This is a genomic window from Gottfriedia acidiceleris (assembly GCF_036421055.1).
In the GTDB taxonomy this organism is placed as follows: domain Bacteria; phylum Bacillota; class Bacilli; order Bacillales; family Bacillaceae_G; genus Gottfriedia; species Gottfriedia acidiceleris_C.
Genome location: NZ_JAZGQS010000003.1, coordinates 100383 through 122739, shown reverse-complemented (window position 1 = coordinate 122739; position 22357 = coordinate 100383). Strand labels below are relative to the sequence as shown.

The following is a 22357-nucleotide window of genomic DNA, read 5'->3' as shown; positions in this document are numbered from 1 at the left end:
AAAAGTTAGAAGAGGTGACATAATGGAAGTAGTTCGTGCAAAATCAGAGCATATTACTGAAGTAGCAAATTTATTTGATCAGTACAGAATGTTTTATAAACAAGAAAGTAATTTAAACGGGGCGATTGATTTTATAACAGAACGAATCAATAACAATGATTCTATTATTTTTCTTGTGAAAGAAAAAGATCAATCGATAGGATTTACTCAGTTATATCCTTCATTTTCTTCCGTATCAATGAAAAAGTTATGGATTTTAAATGACTTATATGTAACTGAAACGGCAAGGCAAAAAGGAGTAGCTCAATTGTTATTAAATGCAGCAAAGGAATTTGCAATCAAATCGAAAGCAAAAGCATTAGATTTACAAACTGCGATTGATAATAAATTTGCACAAGCATTATATGAAAAAAACGGCTATCAAGTTGATAAAGAATTTCTTTCGTATTCATTAAATTTAGAAAATATTTAGAACTAATATCAATGACTTTGAAATAGTTTAATAAAGTTAGACCTTAAAATAAAACTAAGGAGAACATGATGCTTACAGTTAAAGGCTCATTTAATGAAGCTATAATATTTACAGATAATGTGGAGCAAGGAGCAATTGGGCAAATTATTGAACTATGTAATCAAGAGTTCGTAAAAAGTTCTAAAATTAGAATTATGCCTGATACTCATGCAGGTAAGGGATGCACAATTGGAACGACAATGACAATTCAGGATAAAATCGTTCCAAATCTCGTTGGGGTTAACTAAGTCGGCTCCAACGTTAAAAAACTCGCTCAATTGCTGGAAACCCTAACGTAAAATAAGTCGAGGGCAATCAGCAGCCAGAGGGTATGGTGACATACTCAAATGGTTCAGAGACTTGCACGTTGTTAGCAGACGATTGTGCAGAATTATTCTACTTTTCTAATGTCAGATGGAATAATTAACACGGCGAGCCTACATAAGGAGCTGCATACTCCGATGATTGTAGAGAAGGTATAGTCCACCCTCTAATAAATTAGAGATGAATGTACGATATAGGTTGTGGAATGGAAACTATAAGAGTTTCACAAAAAGAAATCGATTTTCAAAAACTAGATGCAGTCATTCGTAAACATGTTCCATCAGGGTTTTCAATTCGAAATAATAAGCATGATTTTGTGAAGAAAATTGATTTTTCTAAGCTTTATTGCTTTAAAGAATTAAATGAAACTAGAACAAAGCTTAGCCTAGGGTCTCTTGGTGGTGGAAATCATTTTATTGAGTGTAATTCTGATGAGGATGGAAATATTTATTTTGTCATTCACTCTGGAAGCCGTAATTTAGGTAAAGTTGTAGCAGAATTTTATCAAAAAAAGGCGTATGAATTGTTAAAGAGCCAGTCAGAAAATCGTTCAAAAGTTATACAGCAATTAAGAGATGAAGGCCGTGAAAAGGAAATTGAGTCTGCTCTAAAAAACCTTCCAACTCAATCTATTCCAAAGGATTTAGCTTATTTAGAAGGAGTTTGGTTTGATCGATATATGCATGATATGGCAATTGCCCAAGAATATGCTTTATGGAACCGCAAGGCAATGATGGATGAAATTATTACCAATATGGATTTAACAGTTGTCGAACAATTTACGACTGTTCATAATTATATTGATATCGAAAATATGATTCTTCGTAAAGGAGCGATTTCCGCTCAAAAAGGTGAGAAAGTATTAATTCCAATCAACATGCGAGATGGTAGTTTAATTGCAATCGGCAAAGGTAACCCAGATTGGAACTATTCGGCCCCTCATGGTGCAGGTCGAATTCTTAGTCGATCTAAAGCTAAGGCTACACTTTCACTTGAAGAGTTCAAAGAAACAATGAAGGATGTTTGGAGTACCTCAGTTTTAGAGAGCACACTCGACGAAAGTCCAATGGCTTATAAGGAAATGAAAGAAATCATTGAAAATACTAAGGATGCAATCGAAGTTATTAACGTCATTAAACCACTTTATAATTTCAAAGCAAATTAAATCTATATTATAAAATAAGCCACCTATAGGGTGGCTTTGTTTTAAATTATTTTTCTATAATTTCATACGTATCAAACTCTTGAATTGTCTTTTTATTCTCATCAACTCTTTCAGTAAAGTTCCCTTTTGTATAATAATTAATTACATTTCGCCAAAAAGCCTTTGCAGGTTCATTTTTTTCAATTTGTGAGATACTCCATTTTCCCGGAAAGAGATTGAAAAGTTCAATTGCAACTTTTTTACCAAATCCATGCCCTTTATATTTTCCAATTATAAAAAACTCCTCTATACAATTTGAAGTTGATTCTGATAAAGCCTCTATTAAAGCGAATCCGATCAATTCTTCTTTATTCAATACAAAAAATGCGTGATAATCTAGTTCCTGCCAGTATTTTTCCAAATTGAACTTATGAAAAGATCCGTTTTCTCCGAGTTTAATTTCAGGAAGATATTTCGTAAATTCATAAATATAAAATTGCATTAAATTATGTAATCTTGATTCCTCTTCTTTTTTTACTTTTACGATTTTTATCAATATTTCTCCTCCATTGTCTAGATTTAATCTTTATAATAATTGACTATTTATAGTGGAATCCCTTTATTTTTATCATGAAATGTTAAAAGGAAATAGTTTTTAAGTGTTGAATAAATAGTATGTAGTAAAAAAGGGGGCCTTAGCTATGTCAGAGCATTTTAAAAGAATTGATACAGTTTTTCTGCAAGTAACTGATTTTGAGAAAGCGGTAGATTGGTATTGCTCGGTATTGGGTTTTACAGTTAGATGGAACGATCCGTTGAATGGATATGCGGCATTAAATATTGGGGAAACACCATTAACGTTAGTGAGAAAGACAAACCAAGTAGAAAATCCAACTACGCATATGAGTTTTAATTTTTATACTCCAAATATCGAACAAGCTTATAATCATTTAAAAGAACATGATGTAGAATTAGAGCAATTGAATGAAGATGGAACATTTAAATGGTTTGAATTTAAAGATTTAGAAGGAAATCGTTTAGGGGTATGCTCTTTCCCTGAATAAAATAAAAATCCAATAAGGAAGTTAGAATATGAGTAAAAAAGGTATTATATATGTACTAATTTTAGTAGCATTAGTGAGCATATTTACTTACATATCAATAAATTTTAATTCAAAAGAAAAAGCAGTTAGTTTCGCCATTCATAAGGATTTACCAGAATTAAAAAAAGTGGACTACAATTTGGTTAACATTCCAAATAGTCCATACATTCTTTGTATTACGGATATACCCCATAGTATATATATATTTTAATCATCATCGTTTTTAAATATGAATTTTGCTTCAATTTCAGGTGCAGAGCATTTGTATGCCGGAGATGGAAAGGGAATGCATTTTTTAAATGATCAACTTATTTATGGATTTGATAAGGATCGACCTAAAGGAAAGGCAATCTATGTAGACGGTGAAAAAATGAGGACGATGTCTCTGAATAAGTACTTTAAAACAAGTAAATATAAAATGAATTATAAAGATTTAGTGTTCTATTATCCTAATCAGCCGATGAAGACAACTAAAAATAGTTTAGGGTATACAGAAGTTACATATCGATAACAGTTTTAGTCTGCCCGCCAAACGCTGGCTTTTTCGTTACTTCGCTTGCCTGCGCGGTGCTCATAACCGCCAAAACTCCGCTCCTCACCAGGCTTCGTGCCTCGAAAGACAAGCGCTTGCAATTAGTCTGAAAATCTATTTTTTTATACTTTGTCTACTCACTAGTGCAATACTTTTAAAGAGTATTGCTTTTTCTATGTATGACGTTTTTAAAAGACTAATAAAGGGGTGAGAACATGTTCGATCAATCTAATTATGAATGCCGAGTAGAGTGGGGAAAAAGGGGAGCTAGGGAAGCAGCGGAACGCGGAGATATTACGATTATTGTTGATGTTCTTAGTTTTTCATCGACTGTTGTTTCGGCAGTATTTCAAAATTCAATCGTCTATCCATATCCACCAAATTTAGATGGAAAAGCATATGCTAATAAGATTGGAGCGGAGTATATTTTAGGAAGAAATGAAGCGGCAGTTTTAGGGAAGGCAACACTTTCGCCTGTCTCATTTAATGAACGTCATGCCAATCAAAAATTTGTTTTATGTTCTCTAAATGGGGCATTTTGTTGATGGATTGCTTCAAAGGTGCCCGTGTTATTGATTGGTTCTTTACTAAATGCATCTTCGGTTGCAAGTTTTGCTAATCACCTAAAAAACGAAAAAAATATGAATATAACAGTCATTCCGTGCGGTGAGGTTTGGAATGATTTATATGAAAATGAGGATTCACTCAGGCCTTCTATTGAAGATTATTTAGGAGCAGGAGCAATTTTATCAGAGTTAGAAGGAACAAAATCACCTGAAGCGGAAGTTTGTATTGGCGCGTTTCTTCAATCGAAACATAAATTGAAAGAATTGATTTGGGAATGTGGAAGTGGAAGAGAGCTGAGAATGAAGGGCTTTGAAGATGATGTTAGACATTGTAGTCAATTAAACCATTTTAAAGTAGTACCAATTTTACAAAATAATTGCTTCGTTAATGGTCTTGAAATAGAAAAAGGATGAAAAATTTCATCCTCATCCTTATTAACGCTCAAAAATAGCGTATGAACTAACATTTTTTAATAAAATTTTAGGTTTACTACCATCCAAATTGGCGATCCAAACATTACCGGCAACATCTAATTCGCCTTTTCTGGTCCACGTTATTTTATTGGTAGTCTTAGAGTAGATTGGATTATAATCTCCTTTTCCAGATGGTGGATTTGTTATTTTTAATTGTTTATGAGTAGAAAGATTAATCACATTTAATGATGGTTTTGGTCTTTTTTTCTCATCATTTGACCACTCGCTTTCTTTTACTCTTGAAACTACAATCGATGTATCATCACACCATGTAAATCCTAATTCAGCATAATGTGGTGGTGTTAAATTTGTAGATGTAAATGCTGGCATTTCAGTAATATTCATCTTCTTATTTTTGTATCCGAAAACTAATCTGCCCCCACCTGCGATGTATCCTAATATATTTTTAGATTGGGCCCATTTTGGATTATCTAAATGTAAAATAATTTCATCTTGAACTTCAAAAACCTTTCCATCTGAAGAAATGATACAAAGCATGTCGCTATCCATAGACCAAGAAGCTGTTGGGTTAACAATAAATGAAATCCATTTTTGATCAGGCGAAAATTGAAATGTTGAAGCATTTATGGACGGAATGGACGTATTGCCTTTTGTTAAGGTTTTAGGAACAACAAAAAATTGTTTTACTGTGTTTGTTGTGCTAGTAATATTTTTTAAATCATTTGGTAAGGTGATTTTATATAAAACTGGATTTGTCCAACCGTCTGGATTTAGTGTTGCGGCTGATGAGGCTATAAAACCTTTTCCGTTTGGAATCCAATTATAATCATCCACACCTAGTGCAATATTGTAAAAATTTTTAAAATCAGAAACGTTCAACACACCACTATCTAGAAAAGAAAAAATATTTTTAGTAGGGGACCATTTTGGATTTTCACCATCAGAAATGATTCGTTGTTCTTTTTTGGTTTTCATATTATAAATCCATATTTCTGAGCGAGTAGGATAAGATGGTGTAGGACCAGTAGGTATTTCTTTTTGGTACATTAAATAATTTCCATCAAAGGACCACTCGGGTTGATTCGTATAAACCCCTTTAGCTTTTGTGATTTTTTCCTCTTTATTATTTATTTTTATCCAAACGAATCCATCGCGAATAAACGCAATTTTTAGTGGGTTAGCAGTAGCTTCGACGTAACTAAAGTTCGGAAAAATTAAACAAACAACAATCATGAAAATGAGTAGTAATTTGCGTTTCATAAATTCACCCCGTTTACTAATTTGGAGTTATTTTTCCCAAGAAATTATATAAATATCAAAGAGAACATTTTTAACAGGATAATGATTAAATGATTGAATAGCTAGATTAGATAAGTAACTAAAAGAGGTGGCTTTTCATGGAGAAAAAAAACGACTTAATTAATAAAAAAGTTAACAAGAAATAAAAAAAAGCCGTTTGATAAAAAATCAAACGGCATGTTTTTTATTAAATTAGTATTCTTCTACAGTTGCAATATACGGTAGATTTCGATATTGCTGTGCATAATCAATTCCATAGCCAACGATAAACTCATCTGGAATGACAAAACCTACATAATCAACTGGTAGATCGATTTTTCTTCTTTCAGGTTTATCTAATAAAGTACAAATCTTAATCGATTTTGGCTTATGCATTTGAAGATGGTCACGTAAAAAATGCAATGTTAGACCACTATCAATGATATCTTCAATTACCACCACGTTTTTATCTGTGATATTCTCATCTAAATCTTTTAATAGTCTTACTTTTCCAGTTGATTCAGTTTGATTACTATAGCTGGAAACAGAAATAAAGTCTACATTAATATTACCTTTCATTTCACGAACTAGATCAGCTGCAAATACAAATGATCCTTTTAAAACAACTACAAGGATTAGTGGTTCGTTATTAAAGTCATGTTCTATTTGCTTGGCAAGTGCTTTTACTCTATTTTTTAAATCCGTTTCAGAAATTAACGTGTCTTTAATTCTATATGCCATGTAAATTACCCTCTTTACTAATTATTAACTATTTTTTATTTTCTTAACTGAGCATTCATCATTATCTCCATTTTAACAATATTTACTAATTAGTAGTATTGAAAAGTTAGTTTAATGAACATCCAACAATTTGGTAATAATAACCACATAACCTAAATGGAGGTATTTAAAGATGAATGAAAAGATTGATTATAATGGCTTGCCGAAGGAATCAAAGCCAATTTGGAGAAGTGGACTAAATATACCTACTTTTGAACCGTTTAATGATGATGAAGAATTTGATGCTGTAATCGTTGGTGCCGGAATTACGGGAATTTCAACCGCATACTTCTTAACGCAAGCTGGTATGAAGGTGGCATTAATTGAAGCGAATAAAATAATTAATGGCACAACAGGCCACACGACTGCCAAAGTAACTGCACAGCACGATTTAATTTACGATGAGTTAATTCAACATTTTGGATTAGAAAAGACAAAAATCTTTTATCATTCTACTAAAAATGCCATGGATTTTATTAAAAAATATACGAGTGATAACCAAATAGAATGCAATTATGAGACTCAAGATGCAACCATTTATACAACTTCAGATGATTATGTAAGAAATTTAGAAAATGAATTGAAAGCTTATGAGAAGTTAGGAATCGACTCATTTGGAGCAGTAAAAACATTACTACCTTTTGATACAAAATATTCGATAACAATGAGGGATCAAGCTCAGTTTCACCCACTAAAATACTTGATTCATTTATTAAAAGCATCAATTGAAAACGGATTAAAAGTTTATGAAGAAACTGTCGTCGTTGATGTTGAAACAGGTAACTTTCCGGTTGTAGTTACTCAAAGTGGAAGAAAAATTAAATGTAAGCATGTAGTTAGTGCTTCCCATTTTCCTTTTTATGATGGAAATCAATTTTTCTTTACGAAACTACATGCAGATCGTTCATATGCCTTAGCTGCAAAATTAAAAACAGCATATCCAGGAGGCATGTATTTAAGTGCGGAAAATCCGAAAAGATCTCTAAGATCATTTAAATATAATAATCAAGAACTAGTACTAATAGGTGGAGAAAGTCATAAAACAGGTGTAGAAACTCGTACTATGAGTTTTTATGAAAATTTAAAACTTTTTGGTGAAGAAACTTTTGGTATTGAAGATGTATTATTCAGATGGTCTACCCAAGATTTAATCACGATAGATAAAATGCCTTATATTGGTAGACTATCATCAAAACATCAAAACATTTATGTTGCCACAGGTTTCCGTAAATGGGGTATGACAAATGGAACAGTCGCTGCCCAGTTAATAAGTAATTTAATTTTAGATAAAGAAGCAGTTGATGCTGATGTGTTCACTCCTTCGAGATTTCAAGCAGACCCTAGCATCAAGCATTTCTTAATGCAAAACCTAGATGTCGCTAAACATTTAATTGAAGGGAAATTAGAACCTGTTTCTAGAAAAATAGAAGAATTATACAATGATGAAGGCTCAGTAGTAACATTAGATGGGAAAAGAGTTGGAGCATATAAAGATGTAAATGGTAAAGTTCATTGTGTAGACACAACTTGTACTCATTTAGGTTGTGAGGTCGAGTGGAATAATGGTGAAAAATCATGGGATTGCCCTTGCCATGGCTCAAGATTTTCAATTTATGGTGACGTATTAGAAGGACCAGCAGAACAACCTTTAAAACAAGTTTTTGTTCAATAACTTAAATTTTGTAAGATTATGAGGGATTTCTCAAAAAAGTGAGAAATCCCTTTAATATGACTAATTTAAAACTCATAGCTCAACCTGTTTTAACCTTTTTAGCGGATGAAGGGTATGCATCTTTTAAAGTTGTAGACAAAATACTAAAAGCTTGATTTTCAGACTGATTGCAAGCGCTTGTCTTTCGAGGCGCGCAGTCTAGTGAGAAGCGGAGTTCTTAGACGGTAATGAGCACCGCGCAGGCAGGCGAAGCAACGAAGAAAACGAGCGTTTGGCGGGTAGTCTGAGGCTGTCTAATCATAATTAGGCAGCCTTCTATTTAATTGTACTCCATTATATAACAATCTTTATATTCTCCTTCATGTAACTCATGTTTGGGAAGTAATCGAATTTTTTTAAATCCACATTTTTCATAGCATTTAATCGCGCGTACATTCCATGTTTGGGGATCTACTACTACTTTTTTTACGTTTTGATGATTAACTAAGAAATTAACCATCGATGAGACAAGTAAACTGCCAATCCCACGATTCCAAAAATCAGTTTCACCAATAAATTGATCCATTCCGTAAATAATTTCACTTGTATTTTCATATCCATATTCAATTTTTGAATCATTGTCTAATTTATAAAATTGTATATAGCCTATCTCAATATTTTCATAAACGACAATACACATTTGAATAGAGGGATCTTTCGTAAAAAATATACTTTTTACTTTTTCAGCGTTGAACGGGTTATCACGACCTTCATAATATTGAAGAACTTTAGGATTCGAAAGCCATTTTGCTAGAAGAGAAACATCACTTTCTTTTAATTGACGAATAGTAAGCTTATTTGATTGGAAGATCACGTAATACCTCCTTACATTTGGAATAAAGTTAATAAAATCATATCATCTGAGAGATTTCTCGAGGAGTTGTAAATTCAGAATTTTATTATAATAAATCGCTTAATGCTAAAATATAAATACTTACGAATTTACTTTAATCTGATGAGAGGGGAAAAAGCCATGATTAAAAGTATATATGAAACTCATTTAGAAGTGAGAAATTTAGAAGAATCCATCACGTTTTACGAAAAACTAGGTATTAAGCTTGCTCATAAAATTGAAAAAAGAAGAGTAGCTTTCTTTTTTATTGGTGAGGACAAACAAATGCTCGGACTATGGGAAGTAGAGAAAGGAATGGAATTTCACAAGGGTCACTTCGCTTTTGGAGTCAGTCTACATGAACTAGAGAATAGTATTGATTGGCTAAAAGTGAGAGGGATAACCCCATCTGAAAACTTTTTTGGATTAAATCCAATTGAACCTGTAGTACATACTTGGATGCCAGCAGCAAGTGTTTATTTCGGAGATCCTGATGGAAATAGTTTAGAATTTATAGCGCTACTTGATGGTGAATCTATAAAAACAAATGAAGTTCTCTATTTAAGTGAATGGAAAGAAAAATATTCAAAATAGCCCTTTTGAAAATTTGTTTAATAAATGATTTGGATTCTATTTATACCAACCTATCAGATTGAATTTAAAATAGTGTAAATAAGTTAATAAAAAATCACATAATTTGGTGGTTTTTTATTTTTGCAATAGGTATTTAAACATAATTTGTCGAATATAGTATTTCGAAAGCAAAATAATATTTTATCAAACTTAACCGTCAAAGCTTCTATTTCATTCAAAAATTAATTTTAAAATGAAAAGAGGTGGAAATTTGAGAAAGATTCGAGTTAAACCAAGTAAAGGGCAGTCATTTTTAGGGTTACTGATTGGCATTATTTTTATTGTCCTTGGTTTTACAATTGTAATACCAAAAGCTGGCTTGTTCGGATTGTTATGGACCGGAATTGCGCTAATGATTACGATAATCAATGGATACAACTTTTTTAGTGATCGTGGTATATCCAGTTATGAAGTTAATGTTGGAAAGTATAGAACAAGGGAGAAAGAAGATTTTGAAGTGAAACTTCATATATTAAATAAATTAAAAAATGACGGGGTGATTACAGACAGTGAATTTCAGAAACAAAAAGAAAAATTTTTTAACCAAGATATGTAGATAAAATAAACAGTAATTGATCATCTGAAAGAAGGAAAAGAAATGGTCATAAAATTATTACTAGAAGTTATGCTACCTCTATTTTTCTATGTTATATTAGGCTTTTTGTTTAATCATCTTTTTAAACTTCACTTACGTACGTTAACAACCCTCTTAGTTTATTTATTTCTTCCAGTAGCAGTATTTATGAAAATATATGATAGTCCGTTATCTGGTAAAGTTGCAGGTGGTGTTTTATTTTACTTGGTTATTCAATTTGTCTCCATGTCTCTAATTTCAACCTTAATCTGTCGATGGAGAGGAATTGAAAAATCTATGCAAGGTACATTTGCTAATAGCATCGCATTAAATAATTCAGGAAATCTTGGATTGCCAGTAAATGCGTTAGTTTTTAAAAATGATCCTTTTGCATTGAGTATTGGAGTTTTAATCGTTTTGTTCCAAAATATAATGACATTTACTGTTGGGGTATATAATGCAGAGGCTTCAGTCCAAATGAAAGAAGCCATTTTGAAAATGCTTAAGCTACCAATTATATATAGTGTTGCCCTTGGCTTTATCCTTCAACTATCTCATGTAAAATTAAATCACGAATTGGTTACCATTTTAAATCCTATTACTGAATCATTTGCCCCATTTGCATTAATTACACTTGGAGCTCAATTAGCTGAATCGGGGAAAGAAATTAGTTGGAACAATTTAGCGATTAGTAACTTCTTAAGATTAATTGGTGGTCCGATTATTGCATTTGCCCTTATAAAAATTTTCGGTTTTGAAGGTGTGGTTGCAAAAGCTCTTTTTATTGGTAGTGCATTTCCAAGTTCAAGAAATAGTGCATTACTATCATTCAAAGGTAAGCACGCAAGTTTTGCAGCACAAACTGTAATTACCTCAACTATATTAAGCAGTCTAACATTACCAATCGTAATACAACTTGCCAGTACGTTCTTTTAATGTGTTTAAAAATTCATTCCTATTCTTAGAAGTCCACCTCGATAAAATGCATTTCTTCTTTTTGCTAAAAATAAATTGTTGGATTTATTAATCTACAGAAATAAATTAATTTAGGGGTGATTAGTAGAATGAAAAGACTTTTATTTATTGGACTTATCATTTTAAGCGTATTCTGTTTAACCAGCTGTCAGTCAAGTGACTACGGTAATGGCAAAAAAGATGATCAGTCATCACAAGTTGATAAGGGAAAAACAACTGATAAAGGCAATACAGACAAAAATACTGATAAGGGGAATACACAAGATAAGGGAACTAATAATCCACCCAAAAAAGATGAAACTAAGCCACCAGTTAAAGTATTTACTCCAGTTGAAAACGATGCATTTAAAGTTACTTCAGTCGTAAATGACTCAACAGGTAAAAATGTGTTAATTGTTGAAGGGAAAGCTAGTGTTTTTGAAGCAACATTTCTTTATCGAATAGAAGATGGCCATAATGTATTAGCGGAAGGTCACACAATGGCTGATATGGGAGCCCCAGAATGGGGGAACTTTAAACTAGTAATTAATTATAATCAACCAACTAGTCCAAATGGAGTACTTACACTATATGTAGCAAGTGCAAAAGACGGCCAACCAGAAAATGTACTAAATATACCGATTCAGTTTCCAAATTATAAATAAGTTAATTGGAACGAAAGGGGTGCTTGACTTCTATGAGATAAGCTGGAAGGCTGAAACTCCAGGCTTTGGCAGAGGAGGCGAAAGAATCTCACCCCATGGAAAGCGAACATCCTGTAATGGAAATCAACAACACTTACTCCTTTTACGAAAATTTGATAATTAATTGACAAGATAGTTTTTCAACAGCATGGAAATGACTTTAGTAAATGCTAAAGTCATTTTTTTAATTGAGAAATTAACTTTAAAAATTACATAAAATAGCCTAAAATAAAAAAGCTTATTCTTTATCTTTTGGAAAGCTTTTGAACTTTTCTTAAATAAATTTTAATCGTTTTTAAGTGAAATTATTAGAAAATGTACACAATAGGTAGTAATATCAAGGTTATTAAGTTAAAATATTAAAAATTTCTAATAAAAATCTAATTAAATTTTAAAATATCCATAAAGCCATTTTCATCTTAAACAGATATCCTTATACAATACAAATAATAATTTTATAGATGTTATTATAAAAAAAATGAGGGATAAAATATATGAAAAAAATATTAATTATAGAAGATGAGAAAGAATTAGCAAATTTTATACGATTAGAATTAGAGTATGAAGGAAATGAAGTTCATATTTCAAATGATGGTAGAGACGGTTTAAACCAAGCAATTGACCAGGAATTTGACTTAATCTTGCTTGATTTAATGCTTCCTAATTTAAGTGGAATTGAAGTTTGTAGACGAATCAGAGCCCATAAAGACACACCAATTATTATGATTACAGCAAGAGATAGTGTATTTGATCGAATCTCTGGATTGGATAGTGGTGCAGATGATTATATTTCAAAACCATTTGTTATTGAAGAACTTTTAGCTCATATGCGTGCAATCTTTAGACGAATTGATCGTTCTACAAATTTACACTGCTTAAAGTTTAAAGATTTGTCATTAGATTCTGCAGCTCGAGTTGTGAAGAAAGATGAAGCGATCATTGATTTAACTAAAAAAGAATTCGATTTATTGTATTTATTAATGAGCAATGTAAATCGTGTATTAACTAGAGAAATTTTATTAGAAACAGTATGGGGCTATGGCTCTACAATTGAAACAAACGTAGTGGATGTTTATATTAGCTACTTAAGAACAAAACTAGATGATAAAAATAATACCTATATTCACACTGTAAGGGGTACTGGGTATGTAATGAGGATGTAGAGGTGGATCTTACCTTGTTAAATAAGCTTTCGATTAGATGGAAAATAACAATTACAATCGCTGTGCTTATGTTTGTCATATTTACATTATGTAATCTTATTCAAAGTGCTTTGATACAAATGTCAGTCATGAATCAGCAGCAACATCGTATTGAAAAGAGATTATATGATACGTCAGCTTATTTAGATGAAGAATATAAAACGAAACGACCTAATGCAGCATCTTTTGCAGAAAATAAATCATATTTTGAAAAAATTATACAAAATAATGAGATGATTCGATTAATCGATAAAGATGGAAAAGAAATATTTACAGTTTCAAGAACAATGCCTAAAATTCATATTAATAAAAACGGCTTCGGTAAAATCCAAAAATATAGACTACACAATCAAGAAATTTTAATTAATAGTAAGTTGTTACATTATAAGAATTTTGACGGTGTATTAGAAGTTGCAATGAATGTAGAAATCTTTTCGAAATTAATTAAAGAATCTTTTATGATTTTCATTCTCGGAACAATCATTTCGTTAATTTTAAGTATTTTAAGCGGTTATTTCTTATCTAAAAAAATATTAAATCCTATTAAAAATTTAAATCAAACTATGATTAAAATAAAAAATAATCAATTAAAAGAGCGAGTTTTTGTAGGAGAAACAAAAGATGAGCTATCTGAACTCGGTTTACTCTTTAACAAAATGATGGATGAGTTAGAGGCTTCAATTACAAGACAAAAGCGATTTGTTGAAGATGCTTCTCATGAGCTAAGAACACCTTTAGCAATTATTCATGGTCATTTATCACTAGTTAATCGCTGGGGGAAAAACGACGAAACTGTTTTAGAAAACTCATTAAATACATGTATTAATGAAACAAACAGAATGATTATTTTAACGAATGAGCTTTTACAATTAACAAAGCTAGAAAAAAATAGCGAAAAGATTGAACAGTATGCTCCAACAAATATTAATGAAGTATTAAATGAGATCATAAATAATTATCAACTGTTACATGAAGATTTGGAAATTCACTTCGATACTCCTAATCAAATTGTTGATAAAGCAAATATTGCAAGAGAACATTTAATGCAAATATTAATAATATTGTTTGATAATGCAGTGAAATACAGTAAAGAACATACCATTATCGACATAACTACAGCAACAGTTGCAAACAAGATCGAAATCAAAGTGAAAGACAATGGAATCGGTATTCAAGAAGAAGATATTAATCATATATTTGACCGATTTTATCGAGCTGATAAAGCGAGAAGTCGAGCTAACGGTGGTAATGGTTTAGGCTTATCAATAGCAAAAGACCTAATTGAGAACTATGGTGGAAATCTACAAATTACAAGTAAATATGGAGAAGGTACAACTGCTTTCATCACATTAAACACAATTTAAACGTCTCAAAAAGAAGTTAACCACAAGATATTTATTGGTATCTTGTGGTTTTTTGTCGTTAAAAAGAAGTGGTCAATTTAATAAGAAGTGTCTCGTTAATTTTCCACTACAGGATGTTCGCTTTCCATAGGGCATGAGCTAAAGCATTCTCGGACATGCGGGGTCTTAAGCCTTCCTGCTTCTCCTATAGTACAAGCATTATTGGTTTTTTGCGTATTTTAGTAACATATTCCAAACTATTTCATCATCAAATTAATCGTTTAGAAATGTATTTTATGATAAAGTTGAATAAAAAGAAAATTCTTGTAATTCGGAAGGAGAACAGAGATGAGCTTTGTTAGTATCGCGATAAATAATGCAATTATGATTGAAAGTCTACGTAGTGCTGGTGTAGAAAACACTCAGTTAATAAACGCTGTGAAAGAAGAGAATTTCGAGTTTTTAAATCAATATGGTAATGGTTTTCCTGATTGGGAAACATTAATTAAACTGTACAAAAACAATGAAGAGAATTTTAGTAAAATTGTTAATGATGGCTATCAAATCAAATTTCTAACAAAAGGATCATTAATGACTTTATTAAGATATAAATTTGGCATTGAAGTTGAAAAAGACTATGAAGACGCGGGAACTGCAATTCAAGGAATTTATTTATCTCAAGAAGCAATTAATCTAATTAAACATACTCTTTCTGCAAATTGGAAATTAAGTACATATGTTGATGATAAAGATGGGATGAAAAAGGTACGTATTGAATTAGTAAAAGGTAGTGAAGCTGTAACAAAGTAAATTATATGGATGAATTTGAGAGGGACAATTGATAGTAATTGTTCCTTTTTTATTAACTATAAAAGGGAAAAGGAGTAAAGCAATGGGAGTAAAAAAACTTTTTTGGGAAGATCCTTATCTTACAAGGGCGTCTGCAATTGTTACGGGAGTAGATGGCGTGAATGTTACTTTAAACGAAACCATTATTTATGCTTTTTCTGGCGGGCAACAATCAGACTCAGGGCGAATTAGTAATTATGAGGTGATTGAAGCTAAGAAGGTAGGGTTAGAGATTATTTACACATTAACAGAAAATCATGACCTTCTAAAAGGACAAGAAGTAGTGATTGAAATCGATTGGGAGAAACGATATCGAATTATGAAGCTACATTTTGCTGCTGAAATCATCTTGGAGCTAATGTATCAAAATTATAATAATCCTGAAAAAATTGGAGCAAATATTACTAGTGATAAAGCAAGAATTGATTTCTATTGGGATGGGAAAATTTCGGAAACATTCCCACTTATAGAGACAAAAGCAAAAGAGTTAATTGATGCAAATTTGGAAATAATTAGTGAGTTTGATGATGTGGATAAACAAAGAAGATATTGGGAAATCAAAGGCTTTGGTAAAGTTTCGTGCGGTGGGACACATATTAAGCGAACAGGAGAAATTAAAGGAATAAAGTTAAAACGAAACAATATAGGGGGAGGGAAAGAACGGATAGAAATTTATTTAATATGAGTACCTAAATAGATGAATTTAAATTCAAAAAAAATAGCTACCTTTCAATAAGGTAGCCATTTTTATTTTTAATTTCTTTCAATTATATGAATTACAGATATACAGCTCTTAGAAATCAAAATTATCAGGGTCTGGACCTACACGTTTATTTGCATCTAGTGTAGCAATTTGTTGCATATCATTTGATGAAAGCTCGAAGTTGAATACTTCAAAGTTTTCTTGAATTCGTGAAGGTGTTATTGATTTAGGAATTACGATTACATTGCGTTGCAAGTGCCAACGGATGATGACTTGGGCAGTTGTTTTACCATATTGATCCGCAATCTCTTTTATAACAGGATTTGTTAAAGCTTCGCCACCTTGCATTAATGGGCTCCATGCTTCTAATGCAATGCCGTTTTTATGACAATATTGATGTAATTCGTTTTGTTGAAACATTGGGTGTAATTCGACTTGATCGACCATTGGTTTAATATTACGATGAGCTGCAATATCTTCTAAGTGATGGACATGAAAATTGGAAACACCAATTGCTGGCACTAGCTTTTCATCATAAAGTCTTTCCATTGCTTTATATGTATCTAAATATTTTTCTTTTACTGGCCAGTGAATTAAATAAAGATCAACATAGTCCAAGCCTAATTTTTTAAGACTTTCTTCATGAGCTTTTAAAGTTGAATCATACCCTTGATCAGCATTCCAAACCTTTGTTGTAATAAACAGTTCATCACGGGAAACACCAGATTGGCGAATTGCTTCACCTACTTGCTCTTCGTTTTGATAGACAGCTGCAGTATCAATATGACGGTAACCTACTTCAATTGCTGTTCTAACTGCATCTACACCATCTTCAGGTGACACACGCCACACGCCCAAACCTAATTGAGGCATTTTAACTCCATTATGTAATGCAATAGAATGTTCAAACTTCATTTAAAAACCCTCCTTATTAAAGACTAAATCTAGTGTACAATATAAACTTTAAAAATAAAAAAATTTGATATAAATAAATAGGAATTTAAAAATTAAGCATTTCGATTGGTTGTGTATTTTCCATACTTAAAAATAAAACGGTATAAATGAAAAAATAATTTTAGAATAATACTATAAATGAGTGCAAAATGGTTGTATATTTTGAGCTTTTCCTTCAATATAGGTATAGGAAAAATGCTCTTTATTTTTGTTTGGAGGGAAATTTTATGTTAGATCAAATTTTAGATTTTAATAAGAAGTTTGTTGAGAATAAGGAATATGAGCAATATATAGCTTCAAAGTTTCCGAATAAAGAGGTAGTAGTTGTTACCTGTATGGATACACGTCTTGTTGAGCTTTTACCAAAGGCTCTTGATATTAGAAACGGTGACGTGAAAATGATTAAAACGGCTGGTGCAGTTATTGCGCATCCGTTTGGTTCAGTTATGCGAAGTATTCTAGTTTCAATCTATGAACTTGGAGCTAAAGAAGTATTAGTAATCGGTCACCATGAGTGTGGAATGGGTAATACAAATCCTACACGAATGAAAGAAAAAATGGTTGAACGAGGAATTAATAAAGAAAACCTAGAAATTTTAGGTTTTTCAGGTCTAGATTTAGATAAATGGTTAACTGGTTTTACGAATGTATATGACAGTGTTAACCACAGTGTTTCAATTATTAAAAACCACCCACTTGTTCCAAAAGAGGTTGAAGTTCATGGTTTAGTAATTGACCCACATACAGGAAAATTAGAAGTAGTGCATCGAGATGAAAATACTGCTGAATAATGGTTTAAACAAAAAAGTTATCCTTTAAGTAAAATGTACCCTATAGAGTAGACACTTAAAAAAAGTGACCTCTATAGGGTACATTTTATAAGTAGGATAACTTTTTTTATGTTGTTGAAAAAGAATGGTAGCAAGCGAATTATTATGTTTATTTCTACTAGGGATGTGTAATGATCGATTTCGATTGAGCAATTATTGAACCTTATGAACTTTTTATGGACATGTATAGTGACTCATGAGGAGGTTATGAGTAAGTAATTATGGGAATCCAGAAAAAATAGTACCTCATAAAGCCGCTAAATTTACCAAAATTCAAATAAATCTCTACCATTTAAAGGCTGTACGGGCCTGCTATTTGGTTTGAAATAATTTTGATAAGAATTGATTTGTTCTTCTGAAAAATGTATTGGTTTGTTAAAGATGATCCATTTAATTCCTTCAGTACATGGAGGAGTTGTAAAAGAGCCAGTGTACGAAAATTTTTTACTAGTATACGGAATAAAAGATTGCAAATTAATTTTTACAATCTTTCCCTCAAGATCTGCATCCATAGGATTTGCATTTAGAATTTTTTGGAATTCTTTATTCAATCTCCCACTATCAACAAGTACCCCAATAGTAATAATAGATTTTTTTTTATTTTCATTTATAAAATGTATTTCAAAATCACTTTGTTTCCCATTGATTGTATGCTCACTTGGGGTATGGAAATGAAACTGTATTAATGGATAGTTTTTTCCATTTAAATTTATTGAGTTGGAGTGATTAATCGGAATGAATTTTACCGTGTACTGCGACCTTTCGATTTTAAAAAGATCATTATGGTAGTTTATACCTAATGGTAGTGATTTTTTTATAGCTTGATCAATATTAACTGGAGATTGCTGTTTCCCATTTGAACAAAGTGCATATTTTTGATTAATTGCACTCCAATAATTTGGTCCTGTTTTTCCTGTGTAAGACCAGTCTTCATTTCTTGCAGTTGCAACAACTACTGATCTATTTTGATGAACCTCATGTACAATCTGATTATATGAATAGGATGAGAGTGTAAAACTGAATAGTATGATGAATAGAAAAATATAGTTCATTATGTACTTCCCTTCCATGATATGTATGATAGGATACATTTTAGACAACGATGTTACGGAACAAACCTTTATTAAGGGGGAGAAGATGATGACATTAGAAGAAGTTATGAAATCATTAGAGGAAATGGGAACTGAGCAAACGAAAAAAACTTTTTTGCGTCATGGTGCAAAGGAACCATTCTTTGGGGTTAAAATTGGTGATATGAAAAAGCTTGTTAAATATATCAAAAAGGACCAGGAATTAGCATTATCACTTTTTGATACAGGAAATTCAGATGCAATGTATTTAGCGGGTTTATCAATTAATCCAAAATTAATGACAAAAGAACAGCTTCAAAATTGGGCGAAAGAAGCTCACTGGTATATGATTGCTGAAAGTATTGTAGGTGCTGTTGCAGCAGAAAGTCAGTATGCAATCGAATTAGCTAGAGAATGGTTGAAGTCAGACTATGAGTTAATTGAAGATTGTGGATGGAGCACGTACAGTCATTATTTATCAATTGCACCCGATGAAGAGATTGATAAGGAAGAAGTTCGTGAATTACTTAATTATGTTGAAAATAATATACATACTTCAAAAAATAGAGTTCGTTATACAATGAATGGGTTTGTAATTTCAGTAGGTAGTTTTGTTCCAAGTCTCACAGTTGAAGCAATGATGGTTGGTAAAAAGATTGGAAAAGTCCATGTAGACGTAGGAGATACGGCTTGTAAGGTACCTCTAGCAAGCGACTATATTGAAAAGGTCGAAGCGAAAGGAAAGCTTGGAGTTAAGAAAAAAACATGTATTTGTTAATTGGAAAAGTCACCTATCTTAATAGGTGACTTCAGTGTGTAGACAAAGTACTAAAAACTTGATTTTCAGACTGATTGCAAGCGCTTGTCTTTCGAGGCGCGAAGCCTGGTGAGGAGCGGAGTTACCCTAGACGGTAATGAGCACCGCGCAGGCAGGCGAAGTAACGAAGAAAGTGAGCCTTTGGCGCAGTCTGAAGTCACCTATCTTAATAGGTGACTTTTTATTAGAAAGAAGTGGCAGATAACTATGATGATGAAATCAATTAGACTATTTGTAAGAGAGCTTAAAAAGGATGACATAGGTTCATTACACAGACTTCAATCTAATGCGAATGTAATGAGGTATATTACAAATCGTCCCAAAATATTAGAAGAAACTGAAAAAGAATTAATGAAGATTCTTCAAATGTATAAGGAAAAAAACGCTGATTATGAAGTGATGGCTGTTTGTAAAAAAGAGACTGATCAATTAATCGGAACATGTGCGGTTATAAAAAATGAAGCAGATGAGTTTGAAATAGGCTATCGATTAGCTGAAGAAGAATGGGGAAATGGTTATGGCTCTGAGATTGCTAGTTTAATAGAAGATTATTGTTTTACAATTAGAAAGTTAAATTTTATAGTAGCTACCGTTGAAGCAAAAAACATCTATTCAGTAAAGATCCTTGAGAAAAGGGGGGTTAATTTAATTTTAGAATCAATTAATGATGTAAATGGTGAATTAACTAAATATTATCGTAAAGACCGTCATAATTATTAGAAACCATCAAATTATCTAAAAGGAGAATCTAATGGACGTTAATATCCATTTTGATGAATATCATTTTGTTTCTACTATCATTATTACGCTAGTAAATTATATTACTCTTGGTATTTTACTATTTTGGATTTATAGAACAAATGATTTAAAACCAGAAGTATGGAAGGCTATTATTGCAACACTTATCGGTTTATTTGTCTTTAGTATTAATTTGAATTTTAATCAATACCGAATTGAAATACCAATTTTACCACTTGGATTTTGGATTTTAATGTGGATCTGTAAACGAAAAGATAATCAAGAACGATGGGAGAAATATAGACGTTTTGCATGGGCGGGTTTTTTGATTAGGTTTTTCTTTTTATTAACAAGTTTATTGCAACTATTGATCGATTCAGTAATTTATTCATAGGTAAAAGAAATTGTTTTCCACTCCAATAATTATTAAAATAAGATTAACGTGTATTTATTGGAGGATATGGATGAAACGTAAAACAATTCATAATGTACTTTCTGCTTTAACGATTTCCATTTTATTTACAGGATGCAGTAACCAACAAGCTGAAACGAATAATACGAAGAACCACGAAAATCATGGTGAGCATATTCAAACAAGTGATCTAAGAGAACAAACAATCAATAAAGAAACTTTACCGAAATTTTTAGGTGATAAAGAACAACAGATTCAACAAATTTATCTGGTGGCAGCACAGCATGCAGATTTACTTAAAAATATTCCGTGTTATTGTGGTTGTGGTGAGAGTGTAGGTCATAAAAGTAATTTAGATTGCTTTATTCATGAAGTAAAAGATGATGGTTCAATTGTGTGGGATAGCCATGCAACTTCATGTGTCAACTGTATGGAAATTGCCGTTGAATCAGCGAAATTACAGCAAGAAGGAAAAGAGCCGTTTGAAATTCGAAAAATCATTGATAATAAATATAAAGATGGATATGCAAAGCCGACAAATACCCCTATGCCAAAAGAACAAGGATAAGAATAAAGACAAATTAAAAGTCAGACAGTTACTGAGAAAATCCAGTTACTGTCTGACTTTTTTATTTTTATTCCTGCACTAAAGCTCGATCAATCTTCGTAATTTCTTCAAATAATGCTTGATGCTCTGTTTTATAAGGAGGAGTTGTTCCTAATTTTTTTTCGATAAAAAAGGTAAATAATACGGCTACTAAGCAAATTCCCCAAAAAAGATATCCAATTAGAGTCATTAATTTTTCTCCTTTTGTATGCATTACTAATCATTTCTTTATCATATGAAATATTCCTTTAAATTTTACAAATAATATTTTGACACATATGAACGATTACTCATATAATAATATACAGATAGAAAACATATGAATGATTGTTCATGTATTCATAGGAGGCTAGTTTATGATTGAAGAAAAGAAGAAAGTTGACGAAGTTTGTGAAGAAAACTGTCAACAAACGGTTATGCATGAGGATATAATACTTTCAGTAAAAGAAAGCATGTTAAATATAGAAACACTGACAGGAGTAGCAGAACTTTTTAAAGTTCTCGGAGATAAGACGAGAACAAGAATATTACATGCACTTAGTCAATCTGAGATGTGTGTATGTGACCTAGCTTATTTATTAGAAATGACTCAATCATCTATATCACATCAGTTACGTGTATTAAAACAAGCGCATTTAGTAAAAAATCGTAAAGAAGGTAAAGTAGTTTATTATTCGTTAGCAGATGACCATGTTACGCAAATTTTCAATCAAGCATTAGAACATATTTTAGAGGATTAATATAGGTGTTT

29 protein-coding genes are annotated in these 22357 nt (G+C 31.7%); 22 read left to right on the top strand and 7 right to left on the bottom strand.

Annotation, left to right across the window (positions count from 1 at the left end):
- The first annotated feature begins 22 nt into the window (after positions 1–22).
- The 3 genes from RAH41_RS05465 (at position 23) to RAH41_RS05455 (ending at position 2000) form a co-directional block, all read left to right on the top strand.
- Positions 23–472 carry a GNAT family N-acetyltransferase gene (locus RAH41_RS05465; RefSeq protein ID WP_331221155.1) on the top strand — a complete coding sequence of 150 codons (450 nt, stop codon included), beginning with the start codon at positions 23–25 and terminating at the stop codon, positions 470–472.
- A 68-nt stretch (positions 473–540) separates the two neighbouring features.
- On the top strand, positions 541–759 hold the full coding sequence (locus RAH41_RS05460) for an RtcB family protein (protein ID WP_419471564.1): 219 nt from the start codon (positions 541–543) through the stop codon (positions 757–759).
- Positions 760–1040: 281 nt separating this feature from the next.
- Positions 1041–2000 carry an RtcB family protein gene (locus tag RAH41_RS05455; protein ID WP_331221154.1) on the top strand — a complete coding sequence of 320 codons (960 nt, stop codon included), beginning with the start codon at positions 1041–1043 and terminating at the stop codon, positions 1998–2000.
- A gap of 46 nt (positions 2001–2046) precedes the next feature.
- Here the strand turns inward: RAH41_RS05455 and RAH41_RS05450 are convergent, their stop codons facing one another.
- Complete coding sequence (locus RAH41_RS05450; protein WP_331221153.1) at positions 2047–2535, bottom strand: GNAT family N-acetyltransferase; 489 nt, start codon at positions 2533–2535, stop codon at positions 2047–2049.
- Positions 2536–2680: 145 nt separating this feature from the next.
- Here RAH41_RS05450 and RAH41_RS05445 point away from each other — a divergent pair, with 145 nt between their 5' ends.
- From RAH41_RS05445 to RAH41_RS05430, 4 genes are all read left to right on the top strand, one after another.
- Positions 2681–3043: a VOC family protein gene (locus RAH41_RS05445; protein ID WP_331221152.1), complete on the top strand. Its 363-nt coding sequence runs from the start codon at positions 2681–2683 to the stop codon at positions 3041–3043.
- A 325-nt stretch (positions 3044–3368) separates the two neighbouring features.
- Positions 3369–3593, top strand: coding sequence for a hypothetical protein (locus RAH41_RS05440; RefSeq protein WP_331221151.1), 225 nt, complete (start codon positions 3369–3371; stop codon positions 3591–3593).
- A gap of 236 nt (positions 3594–3829) precedes the next feature.
- Positions 3830–4159, top strand: a complete 330-nt coding sequence (locus RAH41_RS05435) for a hypothetical protein (RefSeq protein WP_331221150.1) — start codon at positions 3830–3832, stop codon at positions 4157–4159.
- Positions 4160–4174: 15 nt separating this feature from the next.
- Positions 4175–4594 carry a 2-phosphosulfolactate phosphatase gene (locus RAH41_RS05430; protein ID WP_331221149.1) on the top strand — a complete coding sequence of 140 codons (420 nt, stop codon included), beginning with the start codon at positions 4175–4177 and terminating at the stop codon, positions 4592–4594.
- A 21-nt stretch (positions 4595–4615) separates the two neighbouring features.
- Here the strand turns inward: RAH41_RS05430 and RAH41_RS05425 are convergent, their stop codons facing one another.
- On the bottom strand, positions 4616–5875 hold the full coding sequence (locus tag RAH41_RS05425) for a TolB domain-containing protein (protein ID WP_331221148.1): 1260 nt from the start codon (positions 5873–5875) through the stop codon (positions 4616–4618).
- A gap of 231 nt (positions 5876–6106) precedes the next feature.
- The gene (hpt, locus tag RAH41_RS05420) at positions 6107–6634 is read right to left on the bottom strand and encodes a hypoxanthine phosphoribosyltransferase (RefSeq protein WP_331221147.1); all 528 of its coding nucleotides are present in this window, start codon (positions 6632–6634) and stop codon (positions 6107–6109) included.
- 172 nt (positions 6635–6806) lie between these two features.
- Here hpt and RAH41_RS05415 point away from each other — a divergent pair, with 172 nt between their 5' ends.
- The gene (locus tag RAH41_RS05415) at positions 6807–8345 is read left to right on the top strand and encodes an FAD-dependent oxidoreductase (protein ID WP_331221146.1); all 1539 of its coding nucleotides are present in this window, start codon (positions 6807–6809) and stop codon (positions 8343–8345) included.
- A 319-nt stretch (positions 8346–8664) separates the two neighbouring features.
- Here the strand turns inward: RAH41_RS05415 and RAH41_RS05410 are convergent, their stop codons facing one another.
- The gene (locus RAH41_RS05410) at positions 8665–9198 is read right to left on the bottom strand and encodes a GNAT family N-acetyltransferase (RefSeq protein ID WP_331221145.1); all 534 of its coding nucleotides are present in this window, start codon (positions 9196–9198) and stop codon (positions 8665–8667) included.
- A gap of 159 nt (positions 9199–9357) precedes the next feature.
- Between RAH41_RS05410 and RAH41_RS05405 the strand changes: the two genes are divergently transcribed.
- The 8 genes from RAH41_RS05405 (at position 9358) to RAH41_RS05370 (ending at position 16160) form a co-directional block, all read left to right on the top strand.
- The gene (locus tag RAH41_RS05405; protein WP_331221144.1) at positions 9358–9810 is read left to right on the top strand and encodes a VOC family protein; all 453 of its coding nucleotides are present in this window, start codon (positions 9358–9360) and stop codon (positions 9808–9810) included.
- A 250-nt stretch (positions 9811–10060) separates the two neighbouring features.
- Positions 10061–10405 carry an SHOCT domain-containing protein gene (locus RAH41_RS05400; protein ID WP_331221143.1) on the top strand — a complete coding sequence of 115 codons (345 nt, stop codon included), beginning with the start codon at positions 10061–10063 and terminating at the stop codon, positions 10403–10405.
- Positions 10406–10447: 42 nt separating this feature from the next.
- Entirely contained in the window at positions 10448–11359 is a 912-nt protein-coding gene (locus tag RAH41_RS05395) for an AEC family transporter (RefSeq protein ID WP_331221142.1), read from the top strand.
- A gap of 128 nt (positions 11360–11487) precedes the next feature.
- A complete protein-coding gene (locus tag RAH41_RS05390) occupies positions 11488–12042 on the top strand; it encodes a Gmad2 immunoglobulin-like domain-containing protein (protein ID WP_331221141.1) in 555 nt (184 codons plus the stop codon).
- Between the two features lie 533 nt (positions 12043–12575).
- Positions 12576–13244 carry a response regulator transcription factor gene (locus RAH41_RS05385; RefSeq protein ID WP_248266815.1) on the top strand — a complete coding sequence of 223 codons (669 nt, stop codon included), beginning with the start codon at positions 12576–12578 and terminating at the stop codon, positions 13242–13244.
- Between the two features lie 14 nt (positions 13245–13258).
- The gene (locus tag RAH41_RS05380) at positions 13259–14647 is read left to right on the top strand and encodes a HAMP domain-containing histidine kinase (RefSeq protein ID WP_331221140.1); all 1389 of its coding nucleotides are present in this window, start codon (positions 13259–13261) and stop codon (positions 14645–14647) included.
- Positions 14648–14974: 327 nt separating this feature from the next.
- Positions 14975–15436 carry a hypothetical protein gene (locus RAH41_RS05375; RefSeq protein ID WP_331221139.1) on the top strand — a complete coding sequence of 154 codons (462 nt, stop codon included), beginning with the start codon at positions 14975–14977 and terminating at the stop codon, positions 15434–15436.
- Positions 15437–15518: 82 nt separating this feature from the next.
- Positions 15519–16160 (top strand): alanyl-tRNA editing protein, encoded by a 642-nt coding sequence (locus RAH41_RS05370; protein WP_331221138.1) that lies wholly within the window; start codon positions 15519–15521, stop codon positions 16158–16160.
- Positions 16161–16268: 108 nt separating this feature from the next.
- Here the strand turns inward: RAH41_RS05370 and RAH41_RS05365 are convergent, their stop codons facing one another.
- Positions 16269–17093, bottom strand: a complete 825-nt coding sequence (locus RAH41_RS05365) for an aldo/keto reductase (RefSeq protein ID WP_331221137.1) — start codon at positions 17091–17093, stop codon at positions 16269–16271.
- 266 nt (positions 17094–17359) lie between these two features.
- Between RAH41_RS05365 and RAH41_RS05360 the strand changes: the two genes are divergently transcribed.
- The gene (locus tag RAH41_RS05360; protein WP_025671855.1) at positions 17360–17923 is read left to right on the top strand and encodes a beta-class carbonic anhydrase; all 564 of its coding nucleotides are present in this window, start codon (positions 17360–17362) and stop codon (positions 17921–17923) included.
- A gap of 302 nt (positions 17924–18225) precedes the next feature.
- Here the strand turns inward: RAH41_RS05360 and RAH41_RS05355 are convergent, their stop codons facing one another.
- The gene (locus tag RAH41_RS05355) at positions 18226–19014 is read right to left on the bottom strand and encodes a carbonic anhydrase (protein ID WP_331221136.1); all 789 of its coding nucleotides are present in this window, start codon (positions 19012–19014) and stop codon (positions 18226–18228) included.
- An 88-nt stretch (positions 19015–19102) separates the two neighbouring features.
- Here RAH41_RS05355 and RAH41_RS05350 point away from each other — a divergent pair, with 88 nt between their 5' ends.
- The 4 genes from RAH41_RS05350 to RAH41_RS05335 all read left to right on the top strand — a co-directional run bounded on the left by RAH41_RS05350 (position 19103) and on the right by RAH41_RS05335 (position 21567).
- Positions 19103–19810, top strand: a complete 708-nt coding sequence (locus RAH41_RS05350; RefSeq protein ID WP_331221470.1) for a DNA alkylation repair protein — start codon at positions 19103–19105, stop codon at positions 19808–19810.
- A 249-nt stretch (positions 19811–20059) separates the two neighbouring features.
- Positions 20060–20569, top strand: coding sequence for a GNAT family N-acetyltransferase (locus RAH41_RS05345; protein ID WP_331221135.1), 510 nt, complete (start codon positions 20060–20062; stop codon positions 20567–20569).
- A gap of 31 nt (positions 20570–20600) precedes the next feature.
- Positions 20601–20981, top strand: coding sequence for a hypothetical protein (locus tag RAH41_RS05340; protein ID WP_331221134.1), 381 nt, complete (start codon positions 20601–20603; stop codon positions 20979–20981).
- Positions 20982–21051: 70 nt separating this feature from the next.
- The gene (locus RAH41_RS05335; RefSeq protein ID WP_331221133.1) at positions 21052–21567 is read left to right on the top strand and encodes a PCYCGC motif-containing (lipo)protein; all 516 of its coding nucleotides are present in this window, start codon (positions 21052–21054) and stop codon (positions 21565–21567) included.
- Between the two features lie 67 nt (positions 21568–21634).
- Here the strand turns inward: RAH41_RS05335 and RAH41_RS05330 are convergent, their stop codons facing one another.
- Positions 21635–21796, bottom strand: coding sequence for a hypothetical protein (locus RAH41_RS05330; protein ID WP_331221132.1), 162 nt, complete (start codon positions 21794–21796; stop codon positions 21635–21637).
- Between the two features lie 166 nt (positions 21797–21962).
- On the opposite strand from RAH41_RS05330, the gene RAH41_RS05325 reads away from it, so the two are divergent.
- Positions 21963–22346 (top strand): metalloregulator ArsR/SmtB family transcription factor, encoded by a 384-nt coding sequence (locus RAH41_RS05325; protein WP_331221131.1) that lies wholly within the window; start codon positions 21963–21965, stop codon positions 22344–22346.
- Positions 22347–22357: the final 11 nt, after the last annotated feature.

Bases quoted from the DNA above. Each gene is read 5' to 3' on its own strand.
- RAH41_RS05465 (WP_331221155.1), top strand. From the start codon at position 23: ATGGAAGTAGTTCGTGCAAAATCAGAGCATATTACTGAAGTAGCAAAT.
- RAH41_RS05460 (WP_419471564.1), top strand. From the start codon at position 541: ATGCTTACAGTTAAAGGCTCATTTAATGAAGCTATAATATTTACAGAT.
- RAH41_RS05455 (WP_331221154.1), top strand. From the start codon at position 1,041: ATGGAAACTATAAGAGTTTCACAAAAAGAAATCGATTTTCAAAAACTA.
- RAH41_RS05445 (WP_331221152.1), top strand. From the start codon at position 2,681: ATGTCAGAGCATTTTAAAAGAATTGATACAGTTTTTCTGCAAGTAACT.
- RAH41_RS05440 (WP_331221151.1), top strand. From the start codon at position 3,369: ATGCATTTTTTAAATGATCAACTTATTTATGGATTTGATAAGGATCGA.
- RAH41_RS05435 (WP_331221150.1), top strand. From the start codon at position 3,830: ATGTTCGATCAATCTAATTATGAATGCCGAGTAGAGTGGGGAAAAAGG.
- RAH41_RS05425 (WP_331221148.1), bottom strand. From the start codon at position 5,875: ATGAAACGCAAATTACTACTCATTTTCATGATTGTTGTTTGTTTAATT.
- hpt (WP_331221147.1), bottom strand. From the start codon at position 6,634: ATGGCATATAGAATTAAAGACACGTTAATTTCTGAAACGGATTTAAAA.
- RAH41_RS05415 (WP_331221146.1), top strand. From the start codon at position 6,807: ATGAATGAAAAGATTGATTATAATGGCTTGCCGAAGGAATCAAAGCCA.
- RAH41_RS05405 (WP_331221144.1), top strand. From the start codon at position 9,358: ATGATTAAAAGTATATATGAAACTCATTTAGAAGTGAGAAATTTAGAA.
- RAH41_RS05395 (WP_331221142.1), top strand. From the start codon at position 10,448: ATGGTCATAAAATTATTACTAGAAGTTATGCTACCTCTATTTTTCTAT.
- RAH41_RS05390 (WP_331221141.1), top strand. From the start codon at position 11,488: ATGAAAAGACTTTTATTTATTGGACTTATCATTTTAAGCGTATTCTGT.
- RAH41_RS05385 (WP_248266815.1), top strand. From the start codon at position 12,576: ATGAAAAAAATATTAATTATAGAAGATGAGAAAGAATTAGCAAATTTT.
- RAH41_RS05375 (WP_331221139.1), top strand. From the start codon at position 14,975: ATGAGCTTTGTTAGTATCGCGATAAATAATGCAATTATGATTGAAAGT.
- RAH41_RS05370 (WP_331221138.1), top strand. From the start codon at position 15,519: ATGGGAGTAAAAAAACTTTTTTGGGAAGATCCTTATCTTACAAGGGCG.
- RAH41_RS05365 (WP_331221137.1), bottom strand. From the start codon at position 17,093: ATGAAGTTTGAACATTCTATTGCATTACATAATGGAGTTAAAATGCCT.
- RAH41_RS05360 (WP_025671855.1), top strand. From the start codon at position 17,360: ATGTTAGATCAAATTTTAGATTTTAATAAGAAGTTTGTTGAGAATAAG.
- RAH41_RS05355 (WP_331221136.1), bottom strand. From the start codon at position 19,014: ATGAACTATATTTTTCTATTCATCATACTATTCAGTTTTACACTCTCA.
- RAH41_RS05350 (WP_331221470.1), top strand. From the start codon at position 19,103: ATGACATTAGAAGAAGTTATGAAATCATTAGAGGAAATGGGAACTGAG.
- RAH41_RS05345 (WP_331221135.1), top strand. From the start codon at position 20,060: ATGATGAAATCAATTAGACTATTTGTAAGAGAGCTTAAAAAGGATGAC.
- RAH41_RS05340 (WP_331221134.1), top strand. From the start codon at position 20,601: ATGGACGTTAATATCCATTTTGATGAATATCATTTTGTTTCTACTATC.
- RAH41_RS05335 (WP_331221133.1), top strand. From the start codon at position 21,052: ATGAAACGTAAAACAATTCATAATGTACTTTCTGCTTTAACGATTTCC.
- RAH41_RS05330 (WP_331221132.1), bottom strand. From the start codon at position 21,796: ATGACTCTAATTGGATATCTTTTTTGGGGAATTTGCTTAGTAGCCGTA.
- RAH41_RS05325 (WP_331221131.1), top strand. From the start codon at position 21,963: ATGATTGAAGAAAAGAAGAAAGTTGACGAAGTTTGTGAAGAAAACTGT.